10 protein-coding genes are annotated in these 17,571 nt (G+C 42.8%); 1 reads left to right on the plus strand and 9 read right to left on the minus strand.

The window, feature by feature from the left end; translation table 11 throughout:
- Positions 1 to 12 precede the first annotated feature (12 nt).
- The 4 genes from DXB15_RS10835 to DXB15_RS10850 all read right to left on the minus strand — a co-directional run bounded on the left by DXB15_RS10835 (position 13) and on the right by DXB15_RS10850 (position 6,566).
- Entirely contained in the window at positions 13 to 1,515 is a 1,503-nt protein-coding gene (locus tag DXB15_RS10835; protein ID WP_118702969.1) for a type I restriction-modification system subunit M, read from the minus strand.
- Positions 1,516 to 1,862: 347 nt separating this feature from the next.
- Entirely contained in the window at positions 1,863 to 3,410 is a 1,548-nt protein-coding gene (gene hemZ, locus DXB15_RS10840; RefSeq protein ID WP_118702970.1) for a coproporphyrinogen dehydrogenase HemZ, read from the minus strand.
- A gap of 131 nt (positions 3,411 to 3,541) precedes the next feature.
- Positions 3,542 to 4,174, minus strand: a complete 633-nt coding sequence (locus tag DXB15_RS10845) for an MBL fold metallo-hydrolase (protein ID WP_109215532.1) — start codon at positions 4,172 to 4,174, stop codon at positions 3,542 to 3,544.
- 25 nt (positions 4,175 to 4,199) lie between these two features.
- Positions 4,200 to 6,566, minus strand: coding sequence for a RelA/SpoT family protein (locus tag DXB15_RS10850; protein ID WP_243115637.1), 2,367 nt, complete (start codon positions 6,564 to 6,566; stop codon positions 4,200 to 4,202).
- Between the two features lie 458 nt (positions 6,567 to 7,024).
- Between DXB15_RS10850 and DXB15_RS10855 the strand changes: the two genes are divergently transcribed.
- The gene (locus tag DXB15_RS10855) at positions 7,025 to 7,546 is read left to right on the plus strand and encodes a peptidylprolyl isomerase (protein ID WP_118702971.1); all 522 of its coding nucleotides are present in this window, start codon (positions 7,025 to 7,027) and stop codon (positions 7,544 to 7,546) included.
- Between the two features lie 508 nt (positions 7,547 to 8,054).
- Here DXB15_RS10855 and DXB15_RS10860 read toward each other — a convergent pair.
- The 5 genes from DXB15_RS10860 to DXB15_RS10880 all read right to left on the minus strand — a co-directional run bounded on the left by DXB15_RS10860 (position 8,055) and on the right by DXB15_RS10880 (position 17,211).
- Positions 8,055 to 8,630, minus strand: a complete 576-nt coding sequence (locus DXB15_RS10860) for a phosphatase PAP2 family protein (RefSeq protein WP_118702972.1) — start codon at positions 8,628 to 8,630, stop codon at positions 8,055 to 8,057.
- 165 nt (positions 8,631 to 8,795) lie between these two features.
- Positions 8,796 to 10,697, minus strand: coding sequence for a 1,4-alpha-glucan branching protein GlgB (gene glgB / locus DXB15_RS10865; RefSeq protein WP_109215528.1), 1,902 nt, complete (start codon positions 10,695 to 10,697; stop codon positions 8,796 to 8,798).
- 64 nt (positions 10,698 to 10,761) lie between these two features.
- On the minus strand, positions 10,762 to 13,356 hold the full coding sequence (locus DXB15_RS10870; protein ID WP_118702973.1) for an ATP-binding protein: 2,595 nt from the start codon (positions 13,354 to 13,356) through the stop codon (positions 10,762 to 10,764).
- A gap of 43 nt (positions 13,357 to 13,399) precedes the next feature.
- Positions 13,400 to 14,749 (minus strand): AI-2E family transporter, encoded by a 1,350-nt coding sequence (locus DXB15_RS10875; protein WP_118702974.1) that lies wholly within the window; start codon positions 14,747 to 14,749, stop codon positions 13,400 to 13,402.
- A gap of 173 nt (positions 14,750 to 14,922) precedes the next feature.
- The gene (locus DXB15_RS10880) at positions 14,923 to 17,211 is read right to left on the minus strand and encodes a hydratase (RefSeq protein ID WP_118702975.1); all 2,289 of its coding nucleotides are present in this window, start codon (positions 17,209 to 17,211) and stop codon (positions 14,923 to 14,925) included.
- Positions 17,212 to 17,571: the final 360 nt, after the last annotated feature.

The following is a 17,571-nucleotide window of genomic DNA, read 5'->3' on the forward strand; positions in this document are numbered from 1 at the left end:
ATATCATCCCCTTTATAATCCTAGCAATTCTTCCAACTCCGCCAGATTCTTCCCGATCTCCATCTCTAGCTCATGAATATTTGCCATAATCTCTGATGTAGGCGGATATTCTACCGGAATGTACTCCACTTCCTTGTACTTATTAATACTGAGATCATAGTCATTATTTACGATATCCTCTTTGGAAACCATGAAGGACTTTTCTGTGCGTTTTCGGTCTGCTTCCTGTTCCAGATGTTTGAATCTCTCAATGATATCCGGAATATCATTGTCTGCAATCGGTGTCCGCTTATCATCCAAACTGAATCCATCTGCTGTCATATCGTAAAACCAGACGTTATCGGTTCCACCATGTTCTGTTTTTGTAAATATCAAAATGGCGGTGGATACTCCGGCATACGGTTTAAACACACCAGACGGCATTGAAATAACTGCTTCCAGTCTCTGATTTTCTACAATTTCTTTTCGAATGGATTTGTGTGCTTTGGAAGAACCAAACAATACTCCATCCGGAACGATACATGCACAACGTCCGCCAATTTTCAGAATCCGTAAAAATAATGTCAGGAAAAGCAATTCTGTTTTTTTCGTTTTACACACTTTCAGCAAATCGCCAGACACTGACTCTGCATCCAGACTTCCTTTAAATGGCGGATTTGCCAGTACCAGTGTGTACTTATCTTTATCCGGATTCTGATCTGATAAACTGTCTCTATACTCAATAAACGGGTTGTCGATTCCATGCGTCATCATATTCATGGCCCCGATACGAAGCATTGTCCGATCCATATCATAGCCATGGAACATGTGATTCATATAATGCTCTTTTTTCTGCTTATCAAAGAAAATTTCCTCTTTTTTCTGTTCTTTCAGATACTCACCTGCCGCCACCAAGAAACCAGATGTACCACACGCCGGATCACAGATCACTTCATCACTGGATGGATCCATCATTTCTACCATCATGCGGATAATATGTCTCGGTGTACGGAACTGACCATTCAACCCTGACTGCGCAATCTTAGAAAGCAAATATTCATATACATCGCCACGCACATCTGCAGTCTGAATCTCGTTCATGATTTTATAAATCTCATCCAATGAATCCACGACTTTTGATAATACCAGCGGTGTCGGCAATTTAAAAATAGCATCGTCCATGTATTTTGAATATGCGCTGTTTTTATCGCTGTGTAATGTTTTGATAAATGGGAATACCCATTCCTGCATTACAGAATACATTCTGTCTGCCGGAAAATCATGAAACACAGACCACTTTAACTGAGTTCCGTCTATTGTTCTTTCACCGATCTTAACTTCTTCTGCAAAAATACTTTCATACGGCAAGCCAAGCATTGCACTTTCCTTTGCCCGTCTGTTGTCCGAATCATCCAGATCATGAATAAACATCAGATAGGTAATCTGTTCAATTACCTCCAATGGATTTACCAGTCCACCCGCTGCAAATATATCCCACAATCCGTCAATTTTATTTTTTAATTCGCCTGTTATCATTTTGCTTTTTCTCCTGTCTCTGTATTTTCATAATCCATAAATGGCTTTTGTGTAAAAATACTATTTGTATTCATTATTCCAGCTATATCGGGTGTTGCTTCCCCCGCTAATTTTTACCATTAATTCACATCATTTGCTCGCAACCCAATAGCCGCTACTCAGCTTAATTTGATTAAATTATATGATTCGTCGTTATCAATGTCAATTATATCATTTTTGTCAAAATGATATAATTGATTTCCATTTGATATAATTAAATGCAAAAGAAAACACCTGAAAAATGCTCCGCAGACATACATTCACGAATCATTATTCAGGTGTTTTATTTTATCTATAAAATTTATTTTCTAGAGCTGGCCACAGTTTTTCAGCAATTCCCGCTTCCGCTCTACCATCTCATCCACGCGATCCAGGTAATTTGTAATATCCTTTACATTTCCCACACGCTCAATACGCTTGCCATCCTCAAAAACAACTTTTGTGGTAGCACCTGCGCCAAGCGCCATAATGGTCTGTTTTTCTTCCATGATCAGAATGTTGTACACTCCGGCTTTTCCCGGTTTCGCGTAGCCGACATTCTCGAAATTGCCTGCCATATTTTTCTGGCGATACAGATAATATGGCTCCAGTCCCATCTCATGGCAGCATTCTGCGGTCAGATCAATGGTCTGTGCGGTATTCTCGATGTGCAGATTCTCATACTGTTCCTTCTGCATCCGAAGTCTGGCTGCACGTTTGATTGCCAGTGAATGAACAGTGATGTTATCCGGATCCAGTTCTTCTAACTGTCTCATAGTCTCACGTACATCCTCGATGGTCTCTTCCGGAAGTCCAACGATCAGATCCATGTTGATATTATCAAAACCAACCTCTCGCGCCAGGTTGAAACTATCGATAGTCTGCTGAACAGTATGCTGACGACCGATGAGACGCAGTGTTTCTTCTTTCATGGTCTGTGGGTTAATGGAAATTCTGGAAATATTATGTTTATGGATGACTTCCAGTTTTTCTCTGGTGATACTGTCTGGTCTGCCAGCTTCTACGGTAAACTCTAAAAGCTGTGTCTGCTTTTCTGCCGATTCATCCGCATAAATCATTCTGCCCTGTTCATCCGCAATTCCAAAATAGCTTCCGATCATCGTCAACAGACGATCCATCTGCTCTGCGGAAAGTGTCGTCGGTGTTCCTCCACCAATGTATACAGAATTCAAAACCTTATGTTTGCAAGCCTCTGCTGTAAACGCAATTTCTTTCTCCAATGCATCCAGATACTCATCCATATGATTTGCCCATTTTGCCAGCGGATATGAGGTAAATGAACAATACAGACATGTACTCGGACAGAACGGAATACCTACATACAGACTGTAGCCATTCTCATAATCAATACGGCTCAACAATTCCAGCTCACGCTTTGCAACTGCCAGACTCAATTCAATTTTTTCGTCAGATGCGAAATACGTCTCTTTCATATAAGAACGGATCTCATCTTCGCTTTTTCCTTCTTCCAACAGTTCCATCGGGATCTTCGTTGGGCGAATCCCCGTCAGTGTGCCCCAGGGAAGTGTCTTTCCTGCATACAGAGTCAGCAAATAATACAACTGCTGCTTTAACTCATTTTTTGTCTTTTTCCGGTCAGCAAAATCAACCAGAACGCTACCGCCCAGTGTCATTTTTTCTTCTGCTGCACCATTTTCCTGCTGTTCCCGCTCATAAAATTTAAAATCAATCATGTGGTTCTTCCGGTCATAATTTACCACAAGATGAAATACGCTTTCTGGGAACTCCTCCCGTGGCATGGCTTTTACAAGCACGTCATGCTGTGGATAAAACGCCTTTACCAGAGAATGAATATCATATTCAAAATCCGGCTCATTTAACTGTACTGTAATCATACTTATTTCCTTTTCCAATCTCTTTTAAATGTTATCCATTATAGTATCTTTTTACGTCACAAAAGGAATTTCCACAAATACAAATTCATCTACCTGTTTCATGAAAATTCCTTTTAAATCATTACACTAAATTATGCTAAGTACATATTATACTGTTTCTCGTAACCAATCGTGGTACGTGCCTCATGTCCCGGCAATACCGCAGTGTCGTTTGGAAGTTTAAACAGTTTTTCTTTTACGGAACGCACCAGATCTGACATGCTGCCGCCCTTGAAATCTGTTCTGCCAACAGAACCACAAAACAGGGTGTCACCACTTGCCAGCACTTTGTTGCCTTCAAAATAATAACAACATCCACCCTCAGTGTGTCCCGGCGTGGAAATCACTTTAATTTTGAATCCGGCTAACTCAAGCACATCACCGTCTTTTGTATACACGTCTGCATCATAAGTCTCCGGATTGCCAAACATTGCGGATACATTTTTCTGAATGTCATGCATGGTGGCTTCTTCCTTTTCACTTGCATATACGGAAACACCAAATGCATCTGCTACCATACGTGCATGATGCGCATGATCATAATGTCCATGCGTCAGCAAAACTGCCTGTAACTTTAATCCACGCTCTTTGATGCGGCGGATAAGATCTGCTCCGTCTCCGCCCGGATCAATAATTACCATTTCTTTTGTGTCCGCGTTTACGATAAAGTAACAGTTTGTTCCAATATCACCAACGTTATATTCTTCAATTCTTAAATCTGCCATATATTTTTTATACTCCTTATGCCTATCAACCGGTCGTACGCTCAATATCAAAGACGCTCTCGATCTGACGGATTTTCTCACCAAGCATGCTCAGTTCATCTTTACCTTTTGTATAGAAAGAAACTTCAATGGTCGCAATTCCCTTTTTGCTTGTTCGGGAATTGATAGAATTAATATCAATGCCACGCTCGGTAAAAATCTTCGTGATATCTACCAACAGACCGGTACGGTTGTTTCCGAAAATGCGAAGCTCTGCCAGATATTTGCCATGACCACCGTTTTCCTCATCAGCGGCTCCCTGCTGCCATTCCGCCTCGATCAGACGCTGTCTGTCAAAATCCGGTAGCTGCATGATATTAATACAGTCTGTTCGGTGAATGGATACACCACGTCCCCTTGTGACAAATCCGACGATCTCGTCACCCGGTACCGGACTGCAGCACTTGGAAAAATGAACTGCCACATCCGTCAGACCTTTTACGATAATTCCGCTCTTTTTATGCGAAGTACGTGCTTCTTCTTCGTGTTTTTCCTTCTGTTCGGAAGAAGATGCCTCAAACAGTATCTGTTCATCAGTAATTACTTTCTTATGATCCTTGCGGTACTCTTCCATCATGCGGTTAACGATCTGTGACTCTTTGAGTCCACCATGTCCAACCGCTGCTAATACAGAATCCCAGTCACGGAATCCATATTTACGCTGTACTTTTGCCTGATATTCCGGCTTATTGATATCACCAAAATTAATGGATTTTGCTTTACAGTAATTGTTCAGCAGCTCTTTTCCACTGACAATATTTTCTTCCTTAAACTCATTGCGGAACCACTGGTTGATCTTATTTTTTGCCTGTGTACTTTTTACAAGATTTAACCAGTCACGGCTCGGTCCTTTGGAATTTGCAGAAGTCAGAACTTCGATGCGGTCACCGTTACGGATATTGTAGTCGATCGTTACCAGACGTCCATTTACTTTTGCACCGATCATCTTATTTCCTACCGCGGAATGAATGCTGTAGGCAAAATCGATCGGCGTGGAACCTTTTGGCAGGTTCTTGACATCACCACTCGGTGTAAAACAGAATACACTGTCTGAAAACAGATCCAAATCGCTCTTTAACAGGCTCATGAACTCCTTATTATCGGACATGTCCCGCTGCCATTCCAGAATCTGACGCAGCCAGCTTAACTTTTCTTCCTCACCGTTGATGCTGTTTCCGTTATTTGCTTCTTTGTATTTCCAATGTGCAGCAATACCGTATTCAGAAGTACGATGCATCTCCTCGGTACGGATCTGAATTTCAAACGGCTGACCAGTCGGTCCGATCAGTGTCGTATGCAAAGACTGATACATATTCGGCTTCGGCATTGCAATATAATCTTTAAAACGTCCCGGGATCGGTTTGTATTTTTCATGAATGACACCGAGTGCCGCATAACAGTCCTTGACATCTTTTACGATAATACGGATGGCGAACAGATCGTAAATCTGATCCAATGTCTTATTCTGGTTTACCATCTTTTTGTAAATGCTGAAGAAATGTTTTGCACGTCCCATGACAGTCGCCTCAATACCGGCTTCCTTCATACAGACTTCCACATCATTCACCAGAGAATTGACATATTTATCACGGGCAGATTTGCGCACCGCGATCTTCTCTACCAGATCATAATATGCCTCCGGCTCCAGATATTTCAGGGAAAGATCCTCTAACTCGATCTTGATCTTGGAAATACCAAGACGCTGTGCGATCGGGGCGTAAATATCCATCGTCTCGCGGGCTTTCTCTTTCTGTTTTTCCGGCTTCATGTACTTTAAGGTACGCATATTATGCAGACGGTCTGCCAGCTTGATAATGATAACACGGATATCCTTTGCCATGGCAAGGAACATCTTACGCAGGTTTTCTGCCTGAACTTCTACCTTATCTGCTTTATAGGAAATCTGACCAAGTTTTGTTACTCCGTCAACCAAAAGAGCAACCTCCGGTCCGAATTCTTCCTTGATCTCCTCATCGGTCATCACCGTATCTTCTACGACATCATGCAGCAAACCGGCAACAATGGTTTCTTTATCCATCTCAAGCTCTGCCAGAATAATCGCTACATATAACGGATGAATGATATACGGTTCTCCGGATTTGCGCACCTGTGTCTTATGTGCTTCCGCTGCGATCTGATATGCTTTTTCCACCATGGAAATATCCGCTGACGGATGATATTTGCGAATGATCTGAATCAGATCTTTGTGCAGTTCCTCCGGACTTACAAAATCTTTGATCGGCACAAGTTTTGCCGAATCCAAAATAGAGTCCGGTTCTATTGATTTCACCGCAATTTCATCTGTCACATCTTTGGTCCGCGGCATTTTTTCATTTTCTGATATCTTTTTCATGTCTTTTTCTCTTGTTTCCATCACGATCCCACCTATTCCAACATTATAATGAAAATCACCGCAAATTGCAACGATTTCCCGCCGCCATACCAGTCGCGCTCTCTCAAAAAGTTACAGTTCACACGCGCCATTCGCAAAATGCCCTTTCGGGCTTCTCCGTAGCTTCGCTACTACTTTTGCTCATAAAAAGGCGCTCCCTTCATCACTATGTATCCAGCTAATTCCTCATGCAAGCATGATCATTACCTGAATACATGTGATGAGTGAACTGTAACCTCAAAAATGTTACAGTTTGCACGCGGCTTTGAAAAAATTGGTCTTTTTTTACAGTATCACACGAATCACTAAAAAAATAGCCATTTTTTTGAATTTTGTTGAAAACAATCACTTTTTCATATACAATGCTAAATAGAAATGCCAATTTACTATATTTTTTGGCTATAATTAAGGAGGTCATTATGGCACAGAATCCAATCGTAACAATCGAAATGGAAAACGGCGATATCATCAAAGCTGAGCTTTATCCGGAAATCGCCCCAAATACAGTAAATAACTTTATTTCACTGGTACAGAAAGGTTTTTATGACGGTGTTATCTTCCACCGTGTCATCAAAGGATTTATGATTCAGGGTGGCGATCCGGAAGGAACCGGTATCGGTGGTCCTGGATACAGCATCCGCGGTGAGTTCTCTCACAATGGTTTCACAAACAATCTGAAACATACACCGGGTGTTCTGTCTATGGCTCGTACTATGATGCCGAACTCCGCTGGAAGCCAGTTCTTCATCATGCACGCTGCCGCACCACATCTTGATGGTGAGTATGCAGGCTTCGGTAAAGTAATCGAAGGTATGGAGAATGTAAACAAGATCGCAGAGACACGTTGTGATTACAGTGATCGTCCGATGGCACAGCAGAAAATGGCTAAAGTTACTGTGGAGACTTTCGGTGTAGATTATCCGGAACCGGAAAAATGCTAATTCTTGTTTAGGGATGGCTTAAAATTTACCATTTTTATTTTTAATAGGAACTCCAGCAATTTTTTCTCAGTCGCTAACAATCGCTCCTTGAGATAAAATTGCTGGAGTTCTTAATCTACACAGAGAATTTCGTAAATTTTTGCGCCACCCTGCACTGCGTGCCACACTACGTGCAGAATTTTCGTTTCACTTCTATGCTTTACACTTACTTTAATAAAAGCTGGTCTATTCTATATAAAACTGAAATAACAAAATCAGAGAAAGTTTCCTCAACGAACGATTAAGCGAACGACTGAGTTTCACAAGGTTTTGCGCAAGTGGGAGGCGACCAGCTTTTATAGGAGCCGGGAACGTGCGCGATGAAACCGCCGTGAAACAAAGGTAGTGAACGTCTAGTGAGTGAGGAAACTTTCTCTGATTTTGTTTTCACATATTCCACTGAGAAATACTTGTTACTACTCACCACTTGCAGAAGTGGGAGTCTCAACTCAGACTGAGATAAACTTTTTTAGCGATGTCTACGTGCCCGCGCCTTATATTTCTTCTCCCCAAAGATCCAAAACAATATCAGCGCAATCAGCGTTCCAATGATCATTCCCACAATCACATCACTCGGATAATGCACTCCAACATACAATCTCGATAATGATATCGCAAACGCAAGAATCAACGCCGGCACCCCGATTCTGCGATAACAGCTTTTATAGATCACCACCGCTGACGCGAAGGATGCGGATGCATGTCCGGACGGGAAGGACCAGTCTTTTTGTGCCGGGATCAGGCATTGCAATCCCTGCACGACTTCGTAAGGGCGAACACGCGCCACATAATTTTTCAACAGGAAATTTGTCACACACAGAGAACCAAGCAGCGCCAACAGGGACAAAATTCCCGCACGTCTGGTTTTCTTTGGAAACAGTAAAATGACAGATAACACAATCCAGAAAATTCCGGCATTTCCAAGATTCGTGACAGCGATCACGATCGGATTCAACGTTTCCGAACGCAAATGGTTTTGAATAAAAAGCAACAGCTGCCCATCCCATATATTTAGTTGTTGAAGAATCGTATCTAATATCGCCATTCTACTCCATTTCCTTCCTATCGTATTTCACAAAATTTTATAAAAGAAATCCCACTGTATGAGCATCATAAATGATCTGCAGTGGGACTCCCCGGAACAAAAATGCTCCTGATATCGTTGTTTCTCACCATTAAGGTGAAAGTTATGTTTTCTCTCGTATCTTAATTAGAATTTGAATATTGCTACTCCATATGGCGGAAGTTCATATGCAAAGGAATACGGTCTGCCGTCACACTCTGATTTCTCAGCCTGGTAAACGGTTGGTCGCTCTGTACCTTCGCCGCCGAATTTCGCATCATCACTGTTCAGTAATAAGGTGTATTTTTTCTTTTTCGGTACGCCCACACGATAATCCGGACGTGCCATCGGTGTAAAGTTGCATACAAACAGTAAGCTGTTTCTTCCGGATTTGCTGTGACGCACAAAACTGAAAATGCTTCGATATCCGTCATTTGGATTGATCCACTCAAATCCTTCCGGATGATCATCCAGCTCATACATTGCCGGATATTTTTTGTAAATCGTCAGCAGTCCTTTTACAAATGACTGTAAGTGACTGTGTTTTTCATCTTCCAGAAGATCCCAGTCAAGTTCGCGTTTCTCACTCCACTCTCGCAACTGTCCGAAATCCTGTCCCATAAATAACAACTTCTTGCCCGGATGCCCCATCATGAAGGAATATCCAACCATCAGGTTGCGGTATTTATCAATGCCAAGTCCCGGCATTTTGTTCAGCATGGAACATTTCAGATGAACCACCTCATCGTGAGAAAGTACCAGAATGTATTTCTCACTGTAGTTATAGCTCATGGCAAATGTCATCTTGTTGTGGTTATCTTTACGGAAATACGGATCCAGTTTCATGTAATCCAGGAAATCATGCATCCATCCCATATTCCATTTGTAAGTAAAATTCAGACCGCCATCTTCGGCTTTTCCGGTTACCATCGGCCATGCGGTGGATTCTTCTGCGATCATCACTGCGCCCGGATTTCTGCCGCAAACCAGTGTATTTAAGTGACGGAAGAATTCGATTGCTTCCAGATTCTTATTCTCGCCGTACTCGTTTGGTACCCACTGACCGGCTTCTTTTCCGTAATCCAGATACAGCATGGAAGCAACCGCATCCACACGAAGTCCGTCAATGTGATATTTTTCTACCCAGAGCAATGCGGAGTTTAACAGGAAGTTCTTGACCTCAGTTTTTCCATAGGCAAAAATCTTGGTGCCCCAGTCCGGATGCTCTCCTTTTCGCGGATCTGCGTACTCATACAGACAGGTTCCGTCAAACTCTGCCAGTCCGTGTGCATCTCTTGGGAAATGCGCCGGAACCCAGTCAAGAATAACACCGATTTTATGTTTGTGCAGATAGTTTACCAGATATGCAAAGTCCTCCGGCGTTCCATAACGGGAAGTCGGTGCAAAGTATCCGGTTACCTGATAGCCCCAGGAACCATCAAACGGATACTCGGAAATTCCCATCAGCTCAACGTGAGTATATCCCATCTCTTTTACATATTTGGTCAGTTCCACTGCCAGTTCACGGTATGTATAGAATCCGGTGTCTTCATCATAACCCGCATGACGTTTCCAAGAACCCGGATGTACCTCATAAATGGACATCGGCTGACGGTATACCTCATCATCCTTGTGCTCAGCACGCGCCTGCATCCATTTCTCATCAGACCATTTCAGTTTGCTGATATCTGCCACCTTGGATGCTGTTCCCGGACGCATCTCCGCATAGTTTGCATACGGATCTGCCTTATACAGTTTGCGTCCATCCTGAGTTTCAATGAGGTATTTATACATGTCACCGATCTTCACATTGCTGACAAACAGCTCATAAATGCCATTTGGCTCCAGTCGTTTCATCTCATGTGAAGTCTCATTCCAGTCATTGAATGAACCGATCACCCACACACGTTTTGCGTTCGGTGCCCAGACAGCAAAATTTACGCCCTGCCATCTGCCTTTTTTACAAGGATGTGCCCCAAGTTTCATATACATATCATAATGCACTCCTGCGCCAAACAGATACATATCATACTCAGAAATGTTCCCCATAATGTTTCTCCTCCTTAAAACCCTCTTTTATTTTCAAGATTTACGGATAAATCTTTTTCAGCGATTACTCAAAATCTTTTTCATGAAGAATCAGATAATCGTTTTCGTTATATTTCTTTGAGAAAATAGAACCAAATGCTTTTTTGATTCCGCTGCCTTCTGCTTTCTCAATGGCTTCATCCACAATGTCTTTTACCTCTGCCAGTGTGGTTGCGCGATCCAGCTTCTGGATATTATTGATACGGTTATATAAAGCCAGAACGCCCATCTCATCAATGGTGCACTCCATCTCTTTTGCATAAGATTTACCAAAATCAACTAACTCATCAATCGTAAAAATCGGAATATCGATCTTTTCTGTAAATTTCTTAGTGAAGCCAAAATCAAGGTTCATAACTTTACGGATTCCTGCTCTGGTATCTTCCAGGATCACAACCATACCCTGTGTATTCTGTTCCATAACCTGAGACATGTAAGCTGCTGTTTCTGCTGTCAGCTGACCTGCCTTGTCTACGATCAGATATCCGCCCTCAATCTTCGGAATCAGCGCTGCAAAATCTTTGTGGTTCAGAGATTCTGCACTAATCTTGCCGATCTTCGCATCTTCATTTCCGATTTCTTTCTGAATTGCTTTGATCAGGCTTGTGGCAAATACGGTTTTACCACTTCCTTCCTCACCCTGGATCAGAATATTACCTGCCAGAGAAGTAACGGAATTGCCGATTCTTGTTTTTGCGCCTAACAGAACCTGACGGATCTGGTCTTCCATACCCGGTACTGGAAGGAAATAAGAGAATAATTCCTTCTGTTCCTCTGTCAGTTCTTTTTTGTCTTCCTCGATATCATCCGGCATCTGGATCTCCGGTAAAACACCGGTATTCTGAGATACGCCGGTCGGTGCTGTTCCGGTTACCGGAACTTCTACATTTGCATTTTCCACAAACATCTGTGTTGCCTGTGCCAGTACTTTTTCCAGTTCTTCATCCGGAACCGGCTCAACCACACTCAGTCGTTTTTCTTCTTTCGGTTCTTCCTCAGCTTCGGCTTCTTCCTCTGTCTCTGCTGTTTTTTCTGTACGTGCTGCCTTCAAATCCGGCATTTCTTTTGTTGTAGACAGATCTTCTTTTTCCTCTACCGGTGCTTCTTCTTCAACATCTTCCAGTTCTGCATCTGCTGCCTCTACAGACGGTTCAGCTGCTTCAACTACAGTCTCCTCATCAGCCGCTTTTTCTGTTTCCGGCTCAATCTGTGATTCTGTCTCTACAGTTTCTGCTGCTTCTTTTGTTTCTTCCGTCTCAGACTCTGCTTCTGCTGTTTCCTCTAAATCTTCTTTTGCTTCTGCTTTCTCAGATTCATCCGGAACCAGTGCTGCTGCAACGGTATCTTCCGGAACCGGGATTTCCTCTCCCGGAGTTGCTGATAAAATCGGGATCAGTGTTTTCAGACGTTCCATGATCTCACCGGCTTCCACCAGTGCATGCTCTTTGGAAATTTCCAGCTTCTTCTGTTCTGCCGCTGCGATTGCGATCTCAGCCGCATGTTTTGTCTTTTCCCATTCATCCAGAACTTCTTCAATGCTTGCCTGTGCGGATGCCGCTTTTTCCTCAATGGTATCCTCTTCTGCATTTTCTTCCTCAATGGCTTCTGACAATGTCTCCTCCGGCTTCGCTTCCGTTTCCGGCTCGTCTTTCTTATCGGATTCTTCTGCATTTTCAGCCATCAGTTTGTCAAATTCTTTCTTTAACCGCTCGTCGACCTGCTCATTGATCTTCTCTTTGTCAAACGTAAAGGTCTCCTCTGCCTCATGCTCACCGTTCAGATATGGAATGTCACCGACAATCTTCTTGATGTTCTCCATGGTATCTACCACGGTTTCTTTTTTGGTTGCTTCCATGATCTGCTTCATGCTCTTTGCAAGTTCTTCCTCCAGGTTGGAAGTATTAAACTTGCTTGCTGTAACCGTTGTCTCCGGTGTCTTTACCATCTCATGGATGACATTTTTGCGCTCCGGTGCTGCCGGAATGCTGATCTCCACCATTCCTTTTTTCTCACGGAACTGTTTGTATTTTTCCTCCTGTGCCGGAGTAAGCGGTTGATACAGACGTTTCAGATCTAACGCTTTCTCCACATATTCACCTTCACCAAACCAGAGAATCAGTTCGTCACAGGTCTCCACGCATTTATCACGCATATCTGCCTGTCCGTATAATGCAGCCAGCTCATATGCCCATTTTTCCGTATATTCATGCTCTTTCAATTCTTCCAGGATCGCGATACGGTCTGTCAGTGGCGCATCCTTCAGGCAGCTGATCTCATATGCCAGCACATAACGCATATTGTCTTTTGGTGCAATCTCAAGAAACTCGTTATAATATTCCTCAGCCTCATCAATCCTTTTTGCTTTGATAGACACTTCTGCCAGCTTGCTTACGATATTTCTTCCAATCGGAGAATGATCATATGCCTGCAGTAACACTTCCCTGCAGGCGTCATATTTCTCTGTTTTTTCGTAAATATCGCTCACCATACACAGTGTATTGCTGCTGCGCACCTTTTTCCAGTTAATGGTATCCGCCATCTCTGATGCTGTGGCGTAGTCACCTGCAGCCATCAGATTCTGAAGCTGCTCCAACTTTAACTTATACTCATACTTATCCACCGTTATTCACCTCATGTCTGTATTTTTTGTTTTATTCAAAAATTTACTTTTTTTCCTCTGTCTCCTCATATTTGCGGATCGACGCTTCCGGCTCCTCCGTAGCTTTCATCTTCACTTCATTTGTCACAGTATCCACCGTGGCAAGTTCGATATACTCATCGGTTCCTTCCGGCAATCGCCGCTTTTTCAACACATGCTCTACCACACGCTTGATAATATAGTACAGTACCGCAAAAATCGGTACACCAAATAACATACCAATGACGCCAAAACTTCCGCCAAACAACAGGATTGCAAAGATAACCCAGAACGGGCTCAGACCAGTCGTATTTCCAAGGATCTTCGGACCAATAACATTTCCGTCCACCTGCTGTAAAACAATGATGAAGATAATGAAATAAAGACCTTTCATCGGATCTACCAAAAAGATCAGGATCACACTTGGAATCGCGCCGATATACGGTCCAAAAAACGGGATGATATTCGTCACACCAACGATTACGCTGACCAGTGCCACATACGGCATACGCAAAATAGCCAGTCCAACAAAACAGATACAGCCAATGATCAGCGAATCAATAATCTTTCCGATGAAAAATCCACCAAACACATCATCTGCTTTTCGTATCACTTCCATGACCACATTTCCGTAACGTGGACGGAAGATCGCATAAATAATTTTCTTTAACTGACCAATGAATTTTTCTTTGGTCATTAACACATATACAGCAACAATAAAACCGATGATCACATTAAAGATTGCTCTTACGACGTTATAAACACCGGTTGTGATACTTGCAATAAAATCAGACTGCTGCAACACATTTTTGCGCAGCCAGTCTTCCAGATAAACCGATGCATCCGCAATGAACGTATCCAGCTTTCCTGATATAGCACTGTTCTGTTTGGTCAGACGATCCACCCATTTCGTTAGATTTTGGACTTTTTCACCCATACTCGTGACGATATCTTCAATACAAACTACCAGCCGTGGAATGATCAACCAGATCAGTACCACAATGATTGCCAAAAAGATCGCCATGGCAAAAGCTACCGACGCTGCCCGGATTTTCTGACACTGTTTGCGTGTCAGTTCTTTTGATTTTTGTCTGCTTCTTTTATATAAAAAACGTTCAAACCATTTCATGATCGGATTAAGCAGATATGCCACGATCACTCCTACTAAAATGGCCTGAAGACTCTGTAAAATCTTTTGGAAACCGGAAAATAATCCGTCAAATCGAAGTACCACAAAAAAGATTGCGATGCAGACCACAACTATCAAAATGACAGTCAGGCCAATCGCCAGATATGGTCGGATATCCAGATTTACTTTCTTTTTCTCCGGTTGTTTCTCAGTTGCAGTATGTTCTTTTTTTGTTTCTTCCTGCATGCTAAAATTGCCTTTCTAAAAATCTCCCAAACTCAATCGTGATAGCTGAAATAAGTATACCATACTTTTTCTGCACATAACAGAATTGTTCGCAAAAAAATCAAAAAGAATCCCGTTTCCAGGATTCTTTTCGTTTTTCTTTATCCGTTGTTTATACAATCTTAAGGATCTTTTTAATCTCTGTAATAATTGATCAGGCAGCCTTTCAGAATGATAGTTCTCTCATCCTCTGTCAGATCACCCATTTTCAGAGTAAACGGTTTTAATTCACCGTCTTTTACTACGTATGCTTCGATATCTGTCAGCTTGTCCTCGATGGCTTTGCGCACATTCGGTACAAACAGATAATCACCGTTTGCAAATGGGAGATCTCCTTCCGGAATCAGGAATGGAAGCATACCCCAGTTGATCAGGTTGGAACGATAACGTTTGGTTGCGTACTCGTTGGCAATGTTTGCCCATCCGCCTAATACTTTCTGGCAGGAAGCAGCCTGCTCTCTGGCAGAACCGTCACCCGGTTTTACTGCAAAAATCGTACTTCCGATACTGAAGTTCTCACGGTTCAGATCCGGGTATTTTGCCTTAATGGTCTCAATGACCGGTGCAAGCTCCGGAAGTGCCTCCGTCGGTTTCTCACCGGCGATTCTTGCTTTCTCTGCTTTCTGAACTTCTTTTGCCCGACCTACATATTCCGGATCCTTTCTGGACAGGGCGAACTCAGCCAGTGCCAGCGGATTGGAACGATAAGAAGATGTCTCACCGGACGGGATCAGCTCATCTGTTGTAGTAACCGGATCATGGATCTCAGATACCACTTTCAAAACCAGATTGTCTGTCAGTGCGCTCATTGCCGGCCAGTCTTTGATGTTTGGTCCGAATTTCAGTTCTTCGTTCGGATCAGCCACACCTTTGCTGTCAAATACACGGTTCTCATAAATTGTTTTATCAAAGAAATATTTCGGTCCTGTGTATTCTACATCCAGATCTGTAGCCGGTGTCAGATAACCTTTGTTTGCAGCGGTTGCAGCGATGGAACGTGCATCCATCAGTGCTACGGAAGCGATCTGTCCATTCTGCAGTTTGGAACCTTCACGGTTCGGGAAGTTTCTGGTTGTATGACGGATACTGAATCCGTTGTTATTCGGTGTATCACCGGCACCGAAACATGGTCCACAGAATGCAGTCTTCATAATTGCACCTGTCTCCATGATCTTAGCTGCGGCACCATTTTTTACTAATTCCATGTAAACTGGCATACTTGCCGGATATACGCTTAAAGTAAACTCATCCGGTCCGATGCTCTTGCCATTCAGAATGTCAGCAGCGGCACAGATATTTTCAAATCCACCACCGGCACATCCTGCGATAATTCCCTGATCTACATATAATTTTCCGTTGCGAATCTTATCTCTTAATTTGTACTCTACGGCTCCATCCAGACTTACTAACGCGTTTTTCTCAACTTCAGCCAGAATCTCTTCCAGATTTGCATTTACTTCATCAATGGTATAAGTATTGCTTGGGTGGAACGGCATAGCGATCATTGGTTTGATCTCGCTTAAGTTCACCTCAACACAGCCATCGTAGTAAGTAACTGCTTCCGGTTTCAGTTCTGCATAATCTGCAGATCTGCCGTGAATATCATAAAACTCTTTAATTTTTTCATCTGTAACCCAGATAGAAGACAGACAGGTTGTCTCTGTGGTCATAACATCCACGCCGATACGGAAATCTGCGCTTAAGGATGCAACACCAGGTCCGACAAACTCCATAACTTTGTTATTTACATAACCATTTTTAAATACCGCTCCAATGATTGCCAGAGCCACATCCTGCGGGCCAACACCTTTCATCGGTTCACCGGTCAGGTAAATTGCTACTACACCCGGCATTTTGATGTCGTATGTTTTGCACAGTAACTGTTTTACCAGCTCCGGACCACCCTCGCCCATAGCCATAGTACCAAGGGCACCGTAACGTGTATGGGAGTCAGAACCAAGGATCATTTTGCCACCGCCGGCAAGCATTTCACGGGCAAACTGATGGATAACTGCCTGATGAGGCGGTACATAGATTCCGCCGTATCTCTTTGCACAGCTCAGTCCAAACATGTGGTCATCTTCGTTGATGGTTCCGCCAACCGCACACAGACTATTGTGGCAGTTTGTCAGTACATAAGGAACCGGGAATTTCTCCAGTCCTGACGCACGTGCTGTCTGGATGATACCGACAAATGTGATATCATGGGAAGTCAGCTTATCAAATTTAATCTGAAGCTGCTCCATATTTCCGGAAGTATTGTGTGCTTTCAAAATACGATATGCCATTGTACCGGTTGCAGCTTCTGCAGCGGTCACTGTTTTTCCTGTTTTTGCCGCAAGACATGCTGCAGCCTCCTGATTATCTTCGATAATCTCCGTTCCATTGAGCAGATATACACCATTCTCATGTAATTTTATCATGGTTCTGGCCCTCCTTAGAAAATTCTTTTTTACAAACTCTTAATTCCAATATTATAATAAGGCACAAAATAAAAAGCAAGTTTTTTCACTTCAACTCATTAAAGTTTCTGTTTATTTCTCACAGCGGCTTACCCATTCCTGCAATTCTTTCACATCAAAATACATTACGGAAAGTTTCATCCATCCATGGTTTCAGTTTCATACGCAAATCTTTTTCCAATAGTTGAAATCCGTTTTCTTTTGTATAACGAAATTCAAGAATGCTCCAGCATTCTTGTTGCGAGGTGCGCGTCATGCAATTGCATGACATACTTCAACTGCGCACCTCTGTAATCCTGCCGGAGGCTATATCAGATGGGG

The sequence above is a fragment of the Roseburia sp. OM02-15 genome, from assembly GCF_003481835.1.
Taxonomy (GTDB): domain Bacteria; phylum Bacillota; class Clostridia; order Lachnospirales; family Lachnospiraceae; genus Eubacterium_I; species Eubacterium_I ramulus_A.